This is a genomic window from Arthrobacter sp. efr-133-TYG-120, from assembly GCF_030209785.1.
Taxonomy (GTDB): Bacteria; Actinomycetota; Actinomycetes; order Actinomycetales; family Micrococcaceae; genus Arthrobacter.
In genome coordinates this window covers 1-19666 of sequence record NZ_JARVRI010000017.1, presented here as the reverse complement: position 1 = coordinate 19666, position 19666 = coordinate 1, and the positions used below count along the sequence as shown (strand labels likewise).

19 protein-coding genes are annotated in these 19666 nt (G+C 63.6%); 8 read left to right on the top strand and 11 right to left on the bottom strand.

The window, feature by feature from the left end:
• The first annotated feature begins 62 nt into the window (after positions 1-62).
• The 6 genes from QRN51_RS11530 (at position 63) to QRN51_RS11505 (ending at position 6845) form a co-directional block, all read left to right on the top strand.
• A complete protein-coding gene (locus QRN51_RS11530) occupies positions 63-1037 on the top strand; it encodes a glycoside hydrolase family protein (protein ID WP_284989984.1) in 975 nt (324 codons plus the stop codon).
• Positions 1037-2185 carry a serine hydrolase domain-containing protein gene (locus tag QRN51_RS11525; protein ID WP_284990094.1) on the top strand — a complete coding sequence of 383 codons (1149 nt, stop codon included), beginning with the start codon at positions 1037-1039 and terminating at the stop codon, positions 2183-2185. Before QRN51_RS11530 ends, QRN51_RS11525 begins: the two co-directional genes overlap by 1 nt.
• 198 nt (positions 2186-2383) lie before the next feature.
• Entirely contained in the window at positions 2384-3754 is a 1371-nt protein-coding gene (locus tag QRN51_RS11520) for an ABC transporter substrate-binding protein (RefSeq protein ID WP_284989983.1), read from the top strand.
• Positions 3755-3812: 58 nt separating this feature from the next.
• A complete protein-coding gene (locus QRN51_RS11515; RefSeq protein WP_284989982.1) occupies positions 3813-4781 on the top strand; it encodes a carbohydrate ABC transporter permease in 969 nt (322 codons plus the stop codon).
• Positions 4778-5635, top strand: coding sequence for a carbohydrate ABC transporter permease (locus QRN51_RS11510; protein ID WP_284989981.1), 858 nt, complete (start codon positions 4778-4780; stop codon positions 5633-5635). The genes QRN51_RS11515 and QRN51_RS11510 overlap by 4 nt, the downstream gene beginning before the upstream one ends.
• 43 nt (positions 5636-5678) lie before the next feature.
• Complete coding sequence (locus tag QRN51_RS11505; RefSeq protein WP_284989980.1) at positions 5679-6845, top strand: serine hydrolase domain-containing protein; 1167 nt, start codon at positions 5679-5681, stop codon at positions 6843-6845.
• Here QRN51_RS11505 and QRN51_RS11500 read toward each other — a convergent pair.
• Entirely contained in the window at positions 6842-7861 is a 1020-nt protein-coding gene (locus tag QRN51_RS11500) for a LacI family DNA-binding transcriptional regulator (protein WP_284989979.1), read from the bottom strand. The genes QRN51_RS11505 and QRN51_RS11500 overlap by 4 nt on opposite strands.
• A 121-nt stretch (positions 7862-7982) precedes the next feature.
• A complete protein-coding gene (locus tag QRN51_RS11495) occupies positions 7983-9488 on the bottom strand; it encodes an FAD-dependent oxidoreductase (RefSeq protein ID WP_284989978.1) in 1506 nt (501 codons plus the stop codon).
• A gap of 239 nt (positions 9489-9727) precedes the next feature.
• Here QRN51_RS11495 and QRN51_RS11490 point away from each other — a divergent pair, with 239 nt between their 5' ends.
• Positions 9728-10372 (top strand): TetR/AcrR family transcriptional regulator, encoded by a 645-nt coding sequence (locus QRN51_RS11490; RefSeq protein ID WP_284989977.1) that lies wholly within the window; start codon positions 9728-9730, stop codon positions 10370-10372.
• Positions 10373-10410: 38 nt separating this feature from the next.
• On the opposite strand, the gene QRN51_RS11485 is transcribed toward QRN51_RS11490, so the two are convergent.
• The 4 genes from QRN51_RS11485 to QRN51_RS11470 form a co-directional block, all read right to left on the bottom strand.
• Entirely contained in the window at positions 10411-11541 is a 1131-nt protein-coding gene (locus QRN51_RS11485) for an EAL domain-containing protein (protein ID WP_284989976.1), read from the bottom strand.
• 139 nt (positions 11542-11680) lie between these two features.
• Positions 11681-12499, bottom strand: a complete 819-nt coding sequence (locus tag QRN51_RS11480) for a class I SAM-dependent methyltransferase (protein ID WP_284989975.1) — start codon at positions 12497-12499, stop codon at positions 11681-11683.
• Between the two features lie 9 nt (positions 12500-12508).
• Positions 12509-14047, bottom strand: coding sequence for a putative bifunctional diguanylate cyclase/phosphodiesterase (locus QRN51_RS11475; RefSeq protein ID WP_059387207.1), 1539 nt, complete (start codon positions 14045-14047; stop codon positions 12509-12511).
• A 39-nt stretch (positions 14048-14086) separates the two neighbouring features.
• Positions 14087-14461 carry a DUF7793 family protein gene (locus QRN51_RS11470; protein WP_284989974.1) on the bottom strand — a complete coding sequence of 125 codons (375 nt, stop codon included), beginning with the start codon at positions 14459-14461 and terminating at the stop codon, positions 14087-14089.
• A 233-nt stretch (positions 14462-14694) separates the two neighbouring features.
• On the opposite strand from QRN51_RS11470, the gene QRN51_RS11465 reads away from it, so the two are divergent.
• Positions 14695-15510: an MBL fold metallo-hydrolase gene (locus QRN51_RS11465; RefSeq protein ID WP_284989973.1), complete on the top strand. Its 816-nt coding sequence runs from the start codon at positions 14695-14697 to the stop codon at positions 15508-15510.
• 16 nt (positions 15511-15526) lie between these two features.
• Here the strand turns inward: QRN51_RS11465 and QRN51_RS11460 are convergent, their stop codons facing one another.
• Genes QRN51_RS11460 through QRN51_RS11440 form a run of 5 tightly spaced genes read right to left on the bottom strand, consistent with a single transcriptional unit; the run spans position 15527 to position 19347 of the window.
• Positions 15527-16690, bottom strand: a complete 1164-nt coding sequence (locus QRN51_RS11460; protein WP_284989972.1) for an MFS transporter — start codon at positions 16688-16690, stop codon at positions 15527-15529.
• Between the two features lie 28 nt (positions 16691-16718).
• Positions 16719-17339, bottom strand: a complete 621-nt coding sequence (locus QRN51_RS11455; RefSeq protein ID WP_284989971.1) for a cation efflux transmembrane domain-containing protein — start codon at positions 17337-17339, stop codon at positions 16719-16721.
• Positions 17340-17363: 24 nt separating this feature from the next.
• Complete coding sequence (locus tag QRN51_RS11450; protein WP_284989970.1) at positions 17364-17978, bottom strand: cation diffusion facilitator family transporter; 615 nt, start codon at positions 17976-17978, stop codon at positions 17364-17366.
• Positions 17978-18937, bottom strand: coding sequence for a cation diffusion facilitator family transporter (locus QRN51_RS11445; RefSeq protein WP_284989969.1), 960 nt, complete (start codon positions 18935-18937; stop codon positions 17978-17980). Before QRN51_RS11445 ends, QRN51_RS11450 begins: the two co-directional genes overlap by 1 nt.
• Positions 18934-19347, bottom strand: a complete 414-nt coding sequence (locus QRN51_RS11440) for an ArsR/SmtB family transcription factor (protein WP_284989968.1) — start codon at positions 19345-19347, stop codon at positions 18934-18936. Before QRN51_RS11440 ends, QRN51_RS11445 begins: the two co-directional genes overlap by 4 nt.
• Positions 19348-19666 lie beyond the last annotated feature (319 nt).

Genomic DNA, 19666 nt, shown 5'->3' with positions numbered 1-19666 from the left:
ATGCCTTCGACCGCCATCCGGCGACATGATTCCGATGCGACGCACCAGCAGGTGCTGGCCGGATGACTTTCGCAAAAGACGACCACTGGGTCTGGGATTTCTGGCTCGCCGACGAAGGCGAGGCATACCATCTGTACTACCTACAGGCCCCGAAATCGCTCGGCAACCCTGACCTTCGGCACCGCAACGCATCCATCGGCCATGCCACCTCCGCGGATCTGCGTACTTGGCGGGACCACGGCACAGTCCTCGTCCACGGAGAACCGTCGGAACCGGACGCCTCGGCAACCTGGACGGGAAGTGTTGTGTGTGGGGACGATGGGCTCTGGCGGATGTTTTATACGGGTTCGAGATTCCTACGTCCGGACGCGATCACTAACATCGAGACCATTTGCGTAGCGGTTTCTCCAGACTTGCATGCCTGGCACAAGTCCGACGACTTCGCCCTGAATGCTGATCCGCGCTGCTATGAAACCTTGGACGACGGCGTCTGGCATGAAGAGGCTTGGCGCGACCCTTGGGTATTTCAGAGCCCGCCGGGATCCTGGCATATGCTCATCACCGCCCGCGGCAGGAGCGGACCCGACGAACGAAACCGGGGTGTTATCGGATATGCGCGTTCCGACGACCTTGAGAACTGGAGTGTGGGCCCGGCGCTGACAGGAAGTGCCGGGTTCGCTCACCTCGAAGTTCCCCAAATCGTCGAGCTGTCTGGGAGCCACTGGCTGCTTTTTTCGTGCGACGGGAATCATCTCGCCGGGCCGCGGGCGGGGCAACCAGGCGGGATCTGGCTCGCCCCGGCAGCCTCCCCGCTCGGTCCCTTCGACCTCGACCAAGCCAGACTTCTGGCAGACGAGCACCTCTACAGTGGTCGGATCGTGCATAACCGTTCAGGGCGTCCGGTTCTTCTTGCCTTCGAGAACCTTTCCGCCGAGGGTGGCTTCGGCGGCCGAATTTCCGATCCACGCGATCTGGAATGGGACGGTGAGGCATTCGTGCTCGCCACGGAACGTCACGAGAGGCCGGCCACTAGGTGATGCAGACACAAGGAACTATCGCCCCTGGCTACGAGCGCGTAGCCGAAGCTTTCACCCGAGCATTCGACGGCCGTCCAACCATGGGCGCGGCACTGGCCATCCTCGTCGGCGGAGAAACCGTAGTGGACCTCTGGGGCGGAGTCGCGGATGAAAAGACGGGATCTCTGTGGGAGCAAGGCACCGCTACAGTGGTGTTTTCCTGTACCAAAGGGCTCGTCTCGATCCTTGCCGCCAGGCTGGTCCAGGAAGGGCGGCTTTGCTACGACGCCCCAGTCCACCGCTACTGGCCCGAGTTCGCCACAGCGGGCAAGGAGAAAGTCACCGTGGGCGAGCTCCTCGCCCACAGGGCTGGCCTTTCGGCTCCCCGGGTTTCATTCACGACCGAGGAGATCCTCGACTGGAAGTACGTGACCGGGCAATTGGCAAAGCAGGACCCGCTCTGGAAACCTGGCACCGGTTACGCCTATCATGCGATCACGCACGGGTGGCTCGTCGGGGAAGTCATTCGCCGTGTGGCACGCGAGTCGGTCGGCGACTACTTCCGCCGTGCGACCGCCCCGTGGACCCGGGATGCATGGATAGGGCTGCCGGCCTCCGAAGCTGGCCGAGTCGCGCATATCCAAGTGGGTGAGAGCCAGGCGCAAGCCGGGCGCCTGCTCCGGGACGCGCCGGACGAGTGGACTCTGCGGGCGATGACTCTCGGGGGTGCGCTGCCCGTTGAGCTTGTAGGGGACGGCACCGGTTTCAACGACCCCCGAGTGCGCGCGGCCCAGATTCCGGGGGCTGGCGGCGTGGCGACAGCACATGCACTCGCGTCCATCTGGTCCGCGACTATCGTCGACACAGAGGGCGCCCGTCTTCTCGATGACGCGACGCTCGATCGTGCTCTTGTGCCGATGAGCCAAGGCGCACCGGTCTACCACGCGCCCGGTCCGTGGCCGCGCTGGGGCGCCGGTTTCCAGCTCGACTCCGCAGCCCGGAGATACCGCGGCCCCCGAAGCTTCGGCCACGACGGCGCCGGCGGGCAGGTAGCCTTCGCGGACCCCGATTCGAAGACCGGTTTTGCCTTCATCACCAACTGGATGGAAGCGGGCGACGATCGCGCGACGCAGATTATTGACGCGCTCCGCGCCGTGCGGCGGGACTGAGCGCACCTGACATACCTCCTGCCCACGTTGTAACGGCAGGCAAAAAACAGGACTCCTCTTGACAACTTGGGAGAGGTTCGTCACCATAGCTAAATCCATTTAGCAAATTATTTAGCCATCTATTCAAGGACAGGACAGAGGATGTGCCGCCGGGCACAAACCTCGGGCCTGGAGTACACGACGAAGGAGTCACCCGCTATGACAGTTAGTACCCTCCGTTCAACCCCGCGTCCGCGGCTGCGAGGCATCGCAGCAGGCGGGCTTGCTGCGCTCGTCTCAGTCGCTTTGGCGGCTTGCGGCGGACCATCGGTGTCGGATTCGCCCTCGGAAGCATCGAACATTTCTGCTGGATCGGGTACGGGCACCCTGAAGGTCTGGGCCCTGGACGGCCAGTCCGCAGAGAACACCGCGATCCAGAAGATCGTCTCCGACTTCGAATCCAGCCACCCGGACATCAAGGTCAAGATGCAGTTCCTGCCGGCCGACTCTTTCGCGAAGGCCCTGCAGACCTCCAGTCCTGCTGATCTTCCCGATGTCCTTGAAGTGGACGGACCGCAGATCGCGAACCTGGCCTACGGACAGAAGATCGCTCCACTATCGGACTACGTCTCAGCGGCCACAGTGCAGAACCAGACCGACGCCGTCAAAGGCCAGAACACCGTGGACGGGAAACTCTACGCCGTGAGCATGATGAACTCCGGTCTGGCCATGTGGGGCAACAAGAAGCTGCTCGACAAAGCTGGCGTGACGATGCCCAAGAGCGCGTCTGAAGCCTGGACGGCAGACGAATTCACCGAGGTCCTCAAGAAGCTCTCCGCCGTGGTGCCGAACGGAAAGCCGCTCGGCATCGCGGAGAACAACGGACTGAGCTCCGAATACGGCATTTACGGCTTCTCTCCGGTCCTGTGGTCTGCCGGCACGCCGATGATAGCCAACGGCAAGGCCTCCGGTGCGCTTGATTCGGACACTGCGGTGGATGCCCTGAAGAAGTTCGCCTCGTGGAAGCAGTTCACCAACCCCGACGGCGACGGCACGGCCTTTCAGTCCGGCCAGGTGGCGCTGAACTGGATGGGCAACTGGATGTACCCGGCCTATGACAAGGCACTCGGGAACGACCTCGTCGTGGGCCCGCTGCCCAACTTTGGCAAGGGGGCAAAGACCGGTTCCGGAACGATCGCATGGAGCCTTGGAGGGCACACGAAGAACGGGGCGGCAGCGGGCAAATTGCTTGACTTCCTCATGAGCGACCCCGTCGTTTCCACGTACACCGCAGCTAACGGGGCTCCGCCGGCGACGAAGACCACAGCCGGATCCTCTCCGCTTTACGGAGCAGGCAAGCCCCTGGCTTTCCTGCGGGACCAGCTCGACGCAGCTTGCCCCACCGAGGATCGGCTGACCCAGCAGTGCGTTGCCGTTTCGCGGCCCGTAACGGCGGGTTACCCGGTGGTGACGTCATCGTTCGGCAAGGCTCTTACCGCCATCTGGGGCGGGGCCGACGTGGCTGCAAGTCTCCAGGCGGCTGCACGTGCGATCGACCGCGATTTCGCGGACAACAACAACTACAAGTGATCGCTACCGTACGGGGTGGGCTTGCCTACCCCGTATGGTGACCGTCGAAGGCAAGGTTATGACTCTTCTTATTCGATCCCAGGCCGGGCGGACGGCGCCGCCGCCCACCCAGCGGCGAAGGCGGCTCTCGTCCCATTCGATCATGGGCCCCGCGATGGCAGCTCCCGCGCTCATCCTTCTCGCTGTTTTCCTCGCCATTCCGTTCCTTGGTGCGATCGCGATGTCGTTCTACCGGCTTCAGCTCAATAGCACCCGGGCCCCACGATTCATCGGGCTGGAGCAATATTCAAGGCTCTTCGCCGACCCTGACATCAGCGCAGCCTTCCTCCATTCGCTGGGCAACAACTTCACCTTCGCGGCCGTGGTGGTGCCCGTCCAGACGGGGCTCGCCCTAGGACTCGCGCTTCTGGTGAACGGCAAGCTCCGTGGCATGGCCGTGTTCCGCACAATGTTCTTCATGCCGCTCGTCTTCCCGCTGGCCCTGGTTGCCGTCGTGTGGCGGCTCATTTTCGCACGGGATGACCACGGTCTGCTGAATTCCGCAATCTCCCTGTTCACGGGCGGTTCCATCGGTCCGCACGATTGGCTTGGAAGCAGCGCAACTGCCATGGGGGCGATCATCGTGATGTCGATTTGGCAGAGCGTGAGCTTCCAGATGATCATCCTCCTCGGGGGACTGCAAGCTGTTCCTCATGACTTGTATGAGGCTGCGTCCCTGGACCGCGCTGGACGATGGAGTCAATTCCTGCACGTTACCGTGCCCGGAATTCGAAACACCCTCATCTTCGTGGCCCTGCTGACCACGGTCTTCTCTTTCCGCCTCTTTGACCAGGTGTACCTTCTCGGCCAAAGCGGATCCGTTGACATCGAATCGACCCAGACAATGATGTACCAGGTCATCACTACTGGCTATGACCAGAACAACATCGGCCAAGGCGCAGCCATGGCCGTGGTCTTCCTCGTCATTGTCACCATCGTCGCCGTCATCCAACGCCGGCTTGTCCGTCAGGAAGGAAGCATCCGATGACCCGCGTCCGAAGCATCAAACGGTCCCGGCTGCTCTCGACGACCGGGCGCTATGCCCTGCTGGTCTTCTTCGGCCTGATCTTCTTCGTTCCGGTCTACTACTTGTTGGTTGGAAGCCTCAGGCCTGGTGACAAGGTCCTGGGCGGCCTGAGCGCCTTGGTTCCCTCGGACCTGTCGCTCGACAACTATGCCGGCGTGTTCAACCGGTTCTCAAACGACACCACAGGGTATGTGTGGCAATTCGCTGGGGTCTCCCTGGCGGTGACCGCCATTGTTGTACTCGGAGGCCTCCTGGTGAACTCGCTCGCCGGCTATGCGCTGGCACGCATGAAGTGGCGGGGACGCAACATCGTGCTCCTCCTGGTGACCATCATGACAATCATCCCGTTCGAGGCGGTGGCACTGCCTCTCTACTACATGCTCTCCGGTCAACGGAACACACTATACGTCCAGGCCCTGCCGTTCCTGGCCAATGCGTTCTCGATTTTCCTCTTCTACACGTACTTCCTCAGCATCCCCGTGGAAGTGGAAGAAGCGGCAACGATCGATGGGGCCGGACCGGTGCGGACACTCTTCCAAGTGGTGGCACCCATGAGCCTGCCAGCTTACGCGACGGTAGCCATTCTGACCTTCCTGGGCCAGTGGGGCCAATATCTTTGGCCAGTACTCATGATTACCGACACCAAACTCCGGCCCCTTCCGCTTGAGCTGAGCGTTTTCCAAAACGCGCAGCCGCCGGAATGGGGGCCAGTGCTAGCGTTCGGAGTCCTCTTCGTGTTGCCGGTGCTTGTTGTCTTCCTGATCTTCCAGAGATCCTTCGTCGCCAGCGTGGCAAGTTCCGGCGTTAAGGGCTGAGCTTTCGCGCCCCGATTCCGCCAAATCCGAGGAGAAAATGCACATGAATGAAGTAAATGGGTTCGTGGCCGATGGCTTCGGCCCGGTGGCCGATGCCTACCGTAAAAGCGTCGGTGACGGCGAAGGCGGCTCTGCGCTGAACATCAGGGTCGGCGGTGAGACGGTCGTCGACCTGTGGGCCGGCCTCGCCGACCGGCACGAGGGGAGACCTTGGGCACGTGATACGCCTACGGTGATCTTCTCCTGCACCAAAGGCCTCATCGCGGTCCTTGTTGCCATGCTCGTTGGCCAGGGCCGGCTCGGGCTGGACAGGCCGGTTGCCGATTACTGGCCGGAGTTCGCGGCTGCCGGCAAGGAGGCGGTCACAGTCCGTCAGCTCCTGAGCCACCGCGCCGGGCTTGCCGCGCCCCGAGAAGACATCAGTCTCGGGACCGCGCTCGACTGGCCCTCGATTGTATCCGTCCTGGCCACGCAGGAGCCGCTGTGGAAACCTGGAACGGCTTATGGCTACCACGCGCTGACTTACGGCTGGTATGTAGGAGAGGTCATCCGCCGCATCACTGATACCAGCGTGGGCTCGTTCTTGCAACAGTCCGTAAGTGGTCCGTTGGGCGTCGACGCGTGGATCGGGGTACCGCCGTCGGTGGAGCCGCGGGTAGCCCGACTCCTTGCGGGGGACTCTATCCGGAATCCGCCAGCGAGCGGCACCCGCCAACCAAGTGAGGACGACCTCTATTGGGCAGGTCGGGCGATGACGCTGGGAGCAGCGTTCCCGCCCGAGCTGGTTGTGGCTGGCGCGGGATTCGACTCACCCGAGGTGCATCAGGCCGAAGTTCCGGGGGCAGGCGGTATCGCAACCGCCGCTGGCCTCGCCACGATCTGGTCGGCGATGGTGGTTCCGACGGAGGGCATCGCCCTCGTGGAGAGCGATGTCGTCAATGACATGACCCAGGTCCAGAGCGAGGGGGAGCCCGTTTGGTGGCTTCCGGGCCCTTACCCCCGGTGGGGAACTGGCTTCATGCTCTCGTCCGAGCGACGGGAGTTCCTCACCTCATCTTCGTTCGGGCACGACGGGGCGGGCGGTCAGGTCGCTTTCGCAGATCCCGTTCATAAGGTCGGCTTTGGCTACGTCACGAACACCCTCGAAAACCAAGACGATCCCCGGGCGACATCCATCATGCGCGCCCTGCGAAGAATCATGGAAGCCTAGCGAATGACCGATGAACGCTCGATCAGCGGCATCGGAACCAGCCGCTCGCCTGGAGCCGCATCATCGGATAGGAGCAAACGGACGGCATCCCTGCCCATCTGTTCGTGGGGGAGGGCAACCGTAGTGAGGCCAGGACGCAGATACGAGGCCAACTCGTCGTTATCGAAAGACACGATCGAAATATCGTCCGGAATCCGAAGACCTTTCTCCTGAAGCGCCTGATAAGCGCCGAACGCGAGCCGGTCGTTCATGCACAGCAGGGCGCGGATGCCCGGGTGCCGGCGGAGGATCTTCTTCGCCGCGGCATAACCGGGATCCGCGTCCCAGAGCCAGACTGATTCCCAGACGGGGACATCAATGCCGTTTTCGGCGAGGGCATCCTTGATGCCCTCCACGCGGCGATTGACGGCGACCGAACGGAACAGGCCTTGCTCAGCTTCTTCGGAGTACCCGAGCACGGCCACCCCCTCGGTGATCCCATGGCGCGCGAGTACTTCCACCGCGGTCTTCCCCCCGGTGTACTCGTCGGACAGCACACTGACAGTGTGCCCCTGGCTGGTGGCGTTCAAAAGAACTGAACGCGTTCCGGCAGGCAGTTCGGGGATGTAAAGCTCTCGAGCGCGCATGGAGGCGAAGACGATTCCGTCTACCTGCCTATCGAGCACGGCCTCAAGGGCCGAGGCTTCCAATTTGGCTTCGCCTCCGGTTTCGAGCACAAGCATGACATGATCGGCGGCTCCCGCTGCCGCAAGTGCACCTTCGATCAGGCCGCTTGCGAATCTGGTGGTGGCAACGCGATCCGATATGAAACCGATGGTCCGCGTCTTCTGCGTCCTCAAACCTCTTGCCGCAACGTTGGGGCGATAGTTCAGTTCGGCCGCGGCCGCGAGCACACGCTCGTGCGCATCCTTGGACAGCCGGGTATCGGGACGCCCATTGAGGATCATCGAGGCGGCGGTGGTGGAAAGCCCGGCGAGCTTTGCAACATCCGCCAAAGTAACGCGCTTGGGTACCATTCATCCTCCTTCAGGACAGCACGCGCACCCGACCAGAAGAAGGTGCCTCCTTAGTATATTTGCTAAATCCATTCATCATGGATGGCGGTTCCACGGGGCGCCAATTTTCCCCGTCAACCCCCTACTGCAGCTTGAACAGATTGTGCGTCGCCGGGCCCTCCAGCAGCTTGCCTGCCGCAGAGTAACGGGAACCGTGCAGGGGACAGTCCCAGGACTTCTCGGCGTCGTTCCAGTGCAGGATCCCGCCCAGGTGCGCGCATTCCGCCGACACCCTGCACACCACGCCATCCACCGTGCAGATGGCCGCAGGCTTCCCGTGGAACAGTCCCGTGACGCCCGTGCCCTCGGCGGGGTGGGTTTCCTCCGTGATGGCCGGCTTCTCCTTCAAGGCGGCCTTGTCCCGGAAATTCTGCTGCTGGGTCTCCACGTTGAGCGAAATCGTCGACGCTGCGCCGCGGGGACCTGTCACCCGGTGGTGGATGATGCGGGCCCACTCCAGCTTTTCGCCACGGATATCGGCGGTGATATCCAGCGCCGCGGCAACACCGTTGGTCATGCCCCACTTGTTGTAGCCGGTGCCGAAGAAGATCTTCCCGTGGCCCCGGGGGAACCGGCCGAAGAACGGCATGAGATTCCCGGCCTGGTAGTCCTGGGCAGCCCACGTGTGCGTCACCTCGGCGCCCGGATAGTGCTGTTGGGCCCAGCCGAGCAGCTCATTCACGTGCACCTGCGTCGACGGCGCCCGGCCGCCCGCATGCCCGAACCCGCCCACCAAAAGCAAGGTCCCGCCGTCGGGCATTGGATAGTCCCGCAGCGAGCGGGTGGGCGGCTCGGCGGAAAGGTACATTCCGGGAGGAGGGCTCATGCCGTCCGGCAGCCGCAGCGCGGCAGCATACGAGCGGTTAGGCCGCAGCTTCGCAAAGTAGAGCCCGCGGTTCAGGATGGGTGTCCCGGTGGCGAGCACCACGTAGCGGGCCCGGACCTCGCCCTTCCTGGTTACCACCGTCAGGGGATCACCGTTGCGGACGTTCATGACGCGGATACCCTCCACGATGCTGCCGCCGGCAGCCCGGACATCCGCAGCCAGCGCATCCAGGACGTCCATCGGGTTGAATTGGGCCTGCTTCGCAAGCCGCAAGGCGGCGTCGACGTCGAACGGCAACCCGGTCTCGCGGGTGGACTTGACGTTGAGCCCGCACGCCCGGGAAGCGTTGGCCTCGGCGACAAGGTGTTCCGCGCCGGTGGGTGTGGTGGCGAAGGTGTAAGCATCCCGGTACTGGAAAGGCACACCCCGGCCCTCGAGGTACTCGATCAGCCATTTCTGGCCTGCCCGGTTCGCGTCGACGTAGGCGCGGACCACGTTCACCGAATACTGGTTCCGGAGCCTGGACAGCGTGGTGCCCTGCAAAAGGCTCAGCTTGGCCGTGGTGTTGCCGGTGTTGACCGCCCCGATATGTCGTGCCTCGAGGACCAGCACGCTGCTCCCGGTCCGGGCCAGCATGAGAGCCGTGGCCAGGCCCGTGATTCCGGCGCCCACCACGACGGCGTCGTACGTGTTCCCTGGCGTGAATTCATCGGGGCTCGCGGCTGCGGAAGCCTCGCGCACGTCTAGCCAAAGAGAAGTCATAGCAGTCCCACGTCCCTTCAGCCGGGGCGCGGCCCACACCGGATTTAGCGCGGCGGCGGCCCGGTAGTGCCAGAGAACCAGAAGGCCGCAAGAGAAGCAAGAGGCATCCTACCCAACGCGGGGTCACTTACGGCCCATGTTGCTGCCCGACATGGGCCGTAAGTGACCCCGCGTTGGCGCAAGAAGGGCTATGACAGACCGGTCTGTCTTGGCGGGGTACGAGTAAGATTGCTCTTACCATGAGTACGCCAGATGCCTCGGAAGCACCCGGTCCGTCTTCATCGCCAGCCGGACAAACCACCACCCGTGATGACGCGGTGGATCGAATCCTGGACGCCGCCTACGAACTGTTCTCGCGGCGCGGGATCCGCGCGGTCGGCGTCGACCAGCTCATCGAGCGTTCAGGGGTGGCGAAGGCCACCTTCTACCGCCACTTTCCGTCCAAGGACGATCTGGTTCTTGCATTCCTCGCGCTTCGCGACCAGATCTGGACCGTGGACTTGATCATCTCCGATGCCCGGAGCCGGGGAGACACCGCCGAGGAGCAGTTGCTCGCCATCTTCGACGTCTTCGGGGACTGGTTCCAGCGGGAGGACTTCGAGGCGTGCTCGTTCATCAACGTCCTGCTCGAAATGGGCCGTGAGCATCCGCTGGGGAAAGCCAGCATCGGCTACCTCGCCAGGATCAGGGGACACATCCAGGAGTTGGCAGAGGAAGCCGGGCTGGAACGGACTGAAGAGTTCGCACGCTCTTGGCACATCCTGATGAAGGGCTCCATCATTTCGGCCACCGAAGGCGACGTCCTGGCGTCAAAGCGCGCACAGCAGATGGCAGCCTGGTTGATAGAACAACACCGAGGCCCGGATCGGCCTGTAGCTGCCTGAGTTATCCGAAGCGGCGGCCCTTTTGGGGTTCGCGACCGTCAGCTGCGAGTGGTTCTGCCGCGACCGCCGGGGGAGGCGAGATGCCGGGAGCGCCCGCCCCACTTTGCCCATTCGCTGGGCTGCACCGAGGGCCGCCCAAGGTGATACCCCTCGCCGAGGGTTACTCCCAGATCCGCCAAAGTGGCGAGCTCGTCCTTGGTTTCGATGCGTTGGGCAATCAAGGCCGCCCCGATCTCCCGCGCGAACGCGACCTCGGCCTCGACAAGTTCCTGCCGGAGGGAATCCTGGTTGAGACCCGCAGTCAGATTCCGCTCCAGCTTGATCATCTCCGGCTTAAGCCGAAGGATATGGCTGGCCCCGGCGAAGAAGGAACCCGTGTTTTCGATGGACAGGCGCACGCCAACGCTTCGCAGCGGAGCCACCGCCGCGTCAAGCGAAGCGGCCTGCTCCTGGGGGAACTTCCCGGAAACTTCAAGGATGACCCGCGCGGGAGCCACCGGAGTTTGCTCGAAAAGCCCAGGAAGACGCGGATCCAGGCACACCTCGTCGGAAAGTTTCAACGCCACGAAAAGGTGGGCCGGCAGCTTCAGCGCGGCCTCGAGCCCCGACTCCAACGCCGCGAATTCGAGATCGGTTCGGAGCCCCGAGTCCTCAGCCTCTGCGAACCAATAATCGGCAGGGTCCCCGCTGTCGCTCACGAAGCGGGTCAGAGCCTCGGCGCCGACCACCGTGGACGTCGTGAGGTCGAATACGGGCTGGAAGGCGGTCATCAGCATGTGGTCCCGGAGCACCGCCTCAAGACGCGCGCTGCTTGGGTGCTGGCTGATTGCGTGTTGGCTGTTTGCGTGCTGGGACTCCGGCTCGCCTTGGGCGGCCGGGTTGTCCTGTGACTCCGGCTCGTTTTGCGGGGCCGGCTGTTCCGACCTGAGTGAAGACAGGTGTTCCAGCAGGGCCTCTTCCGGACGCCCAGGGTGGGCAGCAATGTGCCGGCGAAGTTCCTCGCGCACCGCATCTGTTGCTTGCGAAGAGTCCCCTAAGACTTCATCGATGATTTCCAGTACCTGGAGGCGCAGCCCGCGCAACTGCTTGAGGGGCGGCTCCGTAGCCTCCGGACTAGCCGGCATCCCTGAATCGGTCAATGCACGAGCAGACGGTTTGCGCGTCGACATGAATCATTCCTTTGCCTTGAGTTCCGGCTGAGCCCGGGACCTGCAACAAAGCAAACACTACAGCCGAACAATCCGGTCGCCCCGGATTGAAATGAAATCTTCATAGGGATGTAACGCCGCGCTGCGCACCTGGGCGCAGTTACACCCGATTGTGATCTGTTCCGGAATTTTCCGCGCCGGCCAGGAGTGCGTAGTATCCCGGAACCCACTGCGGAAGGCCGCCGGCGTTCATCGGGACCACCTCGATGTTCATCGGGCCGTCCGCAATCAACTGCCAGTCGGCATCCGAAAAGGCGCGGTGCCGTTCCGCAGCACCGAAATGCCCGGGCCTGGGAAGGTTCTCCAAGGCGCGCCGCAGTTGCAGGGGAATGCTTTGCCGGGTGGCGCCGAGCTCGGTCAGGTAGCCCAGGCTAGTTCCGCGGAAGTTGGTTTCGGCCAGCAACACCCGGCCTCTGTTCCCGACGGCGGTCCGCAGGTTGGCGGCCATAGCGGCCTGCTTGCCGGGTTTCAGGACGTGGAAGACTCCGCGGACAAAGACGTTGGCGGGCCCCAGCCGCTCCACCAGGACCTCTCCGGCACCTGCCGAAGCCGCATCCAGAACCATGAAGTCGGCATTGTGGACGCCTTCTGCTTCCTTGCGCGCCATCTCGATCGCCCCGTTGGACACGTCGATTCCGAGAACCCGGGGAAACAGGCCGGCAAGCCAGCGGGTGTGGGTGCCGTTGCCGCACCCGACGTCAACTACCGGAAGAGCTGGATCAAAGTGGGCCGCGATCGCGTTGGAGTACTGAGCATGCTCGGCCGCGGAGTCGGAGTCCCAAAGCACATCTCCGGAACGGCCAGTGGTGCGGATTCCGCGCCAGTATCCTTCCCACGCGGTGTCCGGATTTCTCGGTGCCCGGGAAGCGAGGCGTACTACTGTGGGGACAAGCAACATCTGGTCCCAAAGCTTCGACATGCGCTAACTCTACAGACGCCGTGCGGGCCGGCGGAGTTGACGCGGTATTTCGGAGGGAGGCCCCGGATAGCCGAAGAAGTAGCCTTGCCCGTAGAGGCAACCCATGGCCTCCAGCTGGGCCGCCTGCTCGGCGGTTTCGATGCCTTCCACGGTTGCGTTGAGCCCCGCAGCGAAAATCAGCTGCAGGATGGCGGAGACGAACTTTTGCTGCCGAGGGTCCAGCTCCATGTCCTTGATGAGGGACTGATCCACCTTCACAGTGTCTGCCGGAAGCGACCTGAGGTAGCTGATGGACGAATAGCCCGTACCGAAATCGTCAATTTGCAGCCCCACGCCGAGCTCCCGTAGCCCGCTAAGGACCTGTTCCTGCACGGTTTCACGCGACATCAAGACGGTCTCGGTGATCTCCAAGATCAACCGCCGCGGATCCACACCATATTTGGCCAGCGTTGCCTTGATGTCCTCCAGCAAGTCGGTCCGAAGCAGTTCGGCGGCGGAAAGATTGATGTGCAGGCAGAAATCCGTCAGCTCCGGGTCTGTTTGGCTCCAGCGGCTCATTTGGGCAAGACCTTCATGCAGCACCCACCGTCCCAGCTCGAAGATCAAGCCGGTTTCTTCTGCGATGCCAATGAAGCTGCCCGGCATGATGGTTCCGCGAACAGGGTGATGCCATCGGAGGAGGGCTTCCACCCCGATGACGCGGCTGGAAGCCAACTCGACCACCGGCTGATACACCAGCCCCAACTCGCCTCCGGCAACAGCGGTGCGTAGTTCGGCGGTTATTCGCGACCGTTCCTGAACGGCGTCGAGCATGTCCGGGTGGAAGAGTTGGACATTATTCCGGCCCCGAGCCTTTGCCTGGTACATGGCAATATCGGCGTCGCGCATCAGCGCCTCTGCCCGGTCCCCGGGCTTGCCGATGCAAACGCCGATGCTCGCCATCGCCCAGACCGTTTCTATTCCAATGCTCATGCTGTCCTGCAGATACTCCGATGCGCGGTGCGCAATCCGAAGGATCTCCCCTTCCGTGGCCCCGGTAATGAGAATGGCAAACTCATCCCCGCCCAGGCGGGCCACAGTGTCCTGCTCCCTGACGGCCGAGCGGAGCCGTTTGGCAACTTCCACCAGCACGGCGTCACCGGCGCTATGGCCCAGGATGTCGTTGATGGCCTTGAAGGAGTCCAGATCCAGGAGCAACACGGCCGGGGCTTTTCCGCCGTCCGTGCTGGACAGGGTCGCTTGCTGGATCCGCTCGGTAAGCAGTGTCCTGTTCGCGAGGCCCGTGAGGGCATCTGTCTTGGCCATCTGTTCCAGCTCAACCTGCGTTCGCCGCAACATAGCCGTGCGGGCGGCCACCCGCTGCTCCAGATCCGCATGGATGTGGCCCAGCTCCTCCGCGAGCAGGTTGACTCCGGTGATCACGGCGTCAATGTCGTCACGATGCTTCGACGGCTCAATGCGTGCGTCCAGATCGCCGGCAGCCAACCGGACAACGCCGTCAACCAATAGCTGCAGGCGCGGGTCCTCAACGCCCTCTCTCGAGGTCACGTATTCTCAGCGGGCAGCAGCAAGAAGCACATCCTGGGCTCAGGAACCCGCATTAAGCCAGTCCAGGGCCTCGCTGCGCGATGTGAAGAAACGGGTGGGGCACGGCGGGACGTGCACTCCCAGGAAGAAGTTCGCCAGGACCCGGTCAACAGGCGACGAACCCAACAAAGCGATGCGCGAAGCGCCGCAGGGAATGGACCACACACCCCGGGCCTCCCGGCTAACGGAAGCGACCGTGGCCATGTCTACAAGCATTGGATGCTGCTCCTGTTGGCAGAGCTCGTTGACTTTCGCCATGGCTGCCCGCGCATCGTCAACCTCAATGGCGACCCCGCGCCGCCAGCGCAAATGGAGAAGACCGTCGACGCCCAAATCGACACTGGCCTTTTCACCGTCCGAAGTATCCGGTAACACGATCATGTCCTCCCCAGGCAGGCGGCCGAACCTAGCTGCAACTAGTTAACAAGCAGCAATCGCCAACCCCGATAGCGTAGCTCCCCGCGCATTGCTCCTCAAGCCTTCTCAGTGCGCATCGACCGATTTCGAACGGCCCGGGTCTCAACTGTGCCTTTCCTCCCGATCCTCCCAGCTCTACGTGGGTAGAATCGAGGCCTGAACACTGCCGGAACGTATCAGACGGAGAAACAATGTCAGCATGGCTCGAAGTCGGCCCTAACAACTACGTGTTGGAGACCGAAGGGTGCCTGCTTAACACGGGCCTCGTTGTAGGTACGGAACGAGCCATGGTGATCGACACCGGTTGCGGCCCCCGCCAAGGCCGGCAGATCCTCGCCGCCGTCCGGGAAAAGACCCAGCTGCCGCTGGTCGTCGTTAACACCCACGCCCACTACGATCACTACTTCGGCAACGCCGTTTTTGCCGACGACGGCGTCACCGAGTTTTGGGGGCACGTCAACTGTGCGGCGACAATCGACGACGACGGCGACCACCAGCGCCGATTCGTCGCCGCCACCGAACCGGAGATGGCCGCGGGCCGGGGCGACGCCGTCGAACTCGTCATTCCCAACGCGATCGTCAAGGACCAGCCCGTCCTGGTTGACCTCGGCGGACTCACCGCCACCCTCTTATACCTGGGCCGCGGCCACACCGACGGCGACCTCCTGGTAGGCACGCCCAGCACCCTTTTCGCCGGCGACCTCGTGGAACAAGGCGCGCACCCGTCGTTCGAGGACTCCTACCCGGAAGACTGGGCAGACGTCCTGCGGCACATCTCGGCGCTGCGCCACCGCTACGAGTTCCTGATCCCCGGCCACGGCAAGCCTTGCAGCGACCAGTTCGTGAAGACCATGGCAGACACCATGTCCACAGCGGTACGTCAGGCTAGGCAGTCGATCCGGGACACGCCGTCGGACGCTACCAAAGCGATCCCGGTGCTTCCCTACGGGCCCGAGCAATCACGCTGGTTCATCAAGCGGCTCCAGGAGACGCAAGCACACCACTAAGGGGTGTGCTTGAAGGTCAGGTTCGATTGAGCCTCGGTGTGCTTGCTGCGCCTACGAGCAGCGCGAGCGCGCCCAGGCCAAGCGGCAGTCCGCCCAAGGTGGCGAGGCTTCCGACTATCAGCGGTCCGCCCGCGTCGCCGAGTTCCCTGCCGAGTTCGGCTGAACCCATGGTCCTGCCCATCCGTTCGTGGGGTGTGGTGTCGGCCAGATGGGCGAACGCGAGCGGGGTGGCCGTTCCGATCCCGGCCCCGATCAGCAGGGCGGCGATGAACAGGGTGATGGGTCCCGGTGCAGCGGCCACGATTCCGATGCCCGCGGCGGTCAGCAGCAGCCCGGCCCTCATCCCCGCGGCGCCGCTGGTCCCTCGCAAATCACGCCGCGTTCCAACCCATGGCGAGATGATGGCCGAAGCGATGGCCAGCACGCTCACTGCGGCCGTCCCTGCGACGGGATCAAGTCCGTGCCGGGTCGCCAGGGCGGGCAGGAAGCCGATGGCGGCACCCAGGGCGCCGGTGGATGCAGCAAGCACCGCCGTGGGCACGAGGAAACGCCGTTCGGTGATCTGCCGGGCGAGGTCCAGGACGGTGTATCTGACGCGGGGAACCGGTTCGAACCGTGGCAGGCTCACAGCCACCCAAATGGCCGTAGCCGCCGCCAGGGCTGACAGGGCCGCAAAGAGCAAGGCAAAACCGCCAGCCTGGATCAGTCCGGCTCCCAAGAGCGGGCCGAAGATATAGCCGAGGCTTTTCCAGGATCCATAGCGGCCAAAGAATTTCCCGGCGTTCTTGCCGCCGGCAAGCCGTGCCACGGTGGCCGACGAGGCGGGGGAGAATGCCGCCGCGGATGCGCCCTGACCCAGGCGGGCCAGGCCCAGCAGGAGCGGATCCGCGCCCCACAACCCCACCAGCGAGAAAACGGCGAACGCCAGCAGGCCTCCGACGATGACCGGTTTGGGCCCGATCCGGTCACTGAGGACACCGAAGACGGGTTTGAGAAACACCTCGGCCAGGTCGTAAACGGCCAGCAGGATGCCCAAGTTCAGCAGGCTCAAGCCGATGTTCCCGCTCTGGGCTCCCATGCCTGCGGCAATGCTGTGGGCCCCGAAAGCGGTCACAAACCCCGCTGCATAGAGAGGAAGGGTAGGCCCGTGGATTGTCCCGGCAGGGCTGGTGCGGCTCACTGGTGCACCGCCCGGCAGACAAGGTCATTCATGGGGTGCTCTTGTCCGTGGTGTGTTTGAGGGCGTGCCGGGCTTCCACCGCGGCGTAGTAGATGATCACGACCCCTGCCAGCGGATCGGCCCACCACCAGCCGAAAAGGGCATTCAACGCGAGCCCGGCCAGCACCGCGCCGGCCAGGTAGGCGTCCACGAGGGTCACCTTTCCTTCCGCGCGGATTACGGGATTGCCCAAGCGCTGCCCGGTGCGGATCTTGCCCCACGCCAGGGCAAGCATCACCACGAAGGTCAGGGCCGTCCAGACGATGCCCAGACCCGAGGTTGCGGGGCGGACGCCGGTGGCAAACACAACGGCCACCTGGATGAGCAGGTAAGCGCCCAGAATGGCAAAGGCGATCCCTATCAGGCGCATCGCGGGGGCTTCGCGCTCTTTGTGGGCACCCTTGAGCTGCCACACCACCACGATCGAAGCGAAGATCTCGATCAGGGAATCCAGGCCGAAACCGGCCAGCGCCGGGGAGCCGGCTTGAATGGCGGCGGCTGCCAGGACGCCCAGGCCCACCACATTCCAGCCCAGGGTCGCGTATTCAAGCCGCAAACCGCGGCGCAACAAGAGTTTGCGGACTTCGCTTGTGTCGTTAATGCTGGCCATGGGTGTCCTTTGTCTTGGGGCGCGCTAGCAGCAGTCTTCACCCTTCCACGCTTCGCGGCCTTCTTTGACGGCCACGGCGGCGATGATGAGGCCAATGACGGGGTCAAGCCACCACGCGGCGAAGACCGCATTGCCGGCCAGTCCGATCAGGACAGCGGCGGCCGTGGCGGCACAGAGCAGGTTCTGGGTTCCTTCACCGGCAGTGGCCCCGGAATCCAGCCTGGCGCCAAGGCGCTGCTTGGCGACGCCGAGGGCAGGCATGATGAGCAGGCTCGCCGCCGTGAGCACGATGCCCAGGACGCTGTTCCCGGCCCGGTGTCCCGTGGCCAGATCGATGATCGACTGGATTCCGATGTACGGCGCCAGGAGCCAGAAACTGATGGCGACAGCCTTTTGTGCTCGCCGTTCGGCAGATTCGGACAGGGTGCGGGAGCCGGTGAACCGCCAGATCACGATGATGCTCGCCAGGCCCTCGACGGCGGAGCTGAGCGCCCAGCCGATCAGTGACACGGAGCCTGCCGTACCGCCGGCAAGCAGTCCGAGGGCTCCCTCCAGGACCATCCAGGCCAGGCTGAACCAAGACAGCAGCCGGACGGTACGGGCGTCCTTGATCCAGGCGGCCTCCGGGACTGTTGTCATCAGTGGGTTCCGGTTTCGTGGACGGCGTGGCCGGCGGGTTCGAGCTGGAAGGTGGAGTGTTCGACGTCGAAATGGCCGGTCAAGCAGCTTTGCAACTGGTCAAGGATGAGCGGGGCGTGTCCATCGTGGAAGCAGCTCTCATCCAGGACGACGTGCGCGGAGAGGGCAGGAAGGTCGGAGGTGACCGTCCAGACGTGCAGGTCGTGGACGTCGTGCACGTGCCCGGTTTCGAGGAGGTGTGCCCTGACCTGGTCCAGGTCAACACCTTCCGGCGCGCCTTCCAGGAGGATCCTCCCGGAGTCCCGCAGGAGTCCCCACGCGGCGTGCAGCATCAGGGCCACCACAATGAGGGAAGCGATCGCGTCCGCACGGGTAAAACCGGTGGTCAGGACGACGAGCCCGGCGACCGCCGTCGCAATGAATCCGTAGAGGTCGGTCAGGATGTGCTGGAAGGATCCTTCAACGTTCAGGCTGGACCGGTTGGCTTTGGCCAGCACCCACACCGCCACGAGGTTCACGATGATGCCGAAGATCGCGACGATGAGGACAGGGCCGCCCTCAACCGGTGGCGGATCAAGGAGGCGGTGGATTGCCTCCACGGCCACGAGGGCGCTGATGACCAGCAAGGTGATTCCGTTGGCGGCCGCGGAGAGGATTTCAGCACGCTTGAATCCGAACGTCCAGATACCCCGTGCCGGACGGGCCGCGAGGTTGATCGCCCACAGGGAGGCGGCGATCGCCCCGGCGTCGGTGAGCATGTGCCCGGCGTCCGAAAGCAGCGCAAGCGAGCCGGAAAGGATGGCGACAATCACCTCGACGATCATGAACCCGACAATCAGCGCCAACGCGATCACCAGATAGCGCCGGTCCGCGTTCGCTGCTATCGCGTGGCTGTGGCCGTGGCCGTGGCTGTGGTGCTTGGCTGGGTTGCCCGCCGTGTCATGGTGGTGGTTGCTCATTGGCCGCTGTCCTTCTTGGCCGTGCGCTCGGGATGAACGGCGACGGTATGTCCTGTGTGGGTCAGGCCCAAGTCCAACAGCATCCGCACGTGGGCATCATCCAGACGGTAGTAGGCCATCCGGCCGCGCCTCGAAACGGAAACCACCCGGTGGGCGCGCAGAAGCCGCAACGCATGACTGACTGCACTCTCGCTCATCGCCGTCGTCGCTGCGAGGTCGCATACGCACAGCTCGCCGCCCTCCAACAGGGACGTCAGCAACCGTAAGCGTCCCGGATCGCCCAGCAATGAGAACACGTCCGCCAGCTCGGCAATGTCGTGATCCGAGGGCAGGGCCGCCCGGACGAGTTCGACCTTGTCCGGGTCAACAAGTTTCACACCGCATTCATCGACGGCTTCACGAACAGCCACGGGGCCTCCAACATCTGAACAGGTATTCAGGTGTCAGTATAGGGGACACGGTCCTTAGCCGGAGGCTGCCAGTGGGGAACTTCGCAACAGTTATCCCGTTTACGGCGGCAGCGGGTTGCGCTTGCCTTCTTAGCGCGAGCAGGCAGCAAATGCCCACGGGGAGCGATTTTGCGGGCATCAGCTGCCAGCTCGCGCCGTTACTCGTTTCCACTACTTGGATGCTGAGGCACCCCCGCCTGCCCAACACTCGAAAACTACTTGATTGAATCTTTAACCAAACTTCGAGAAAAGCTTGCGGGAACCTTGCGGCTTCCTAAAA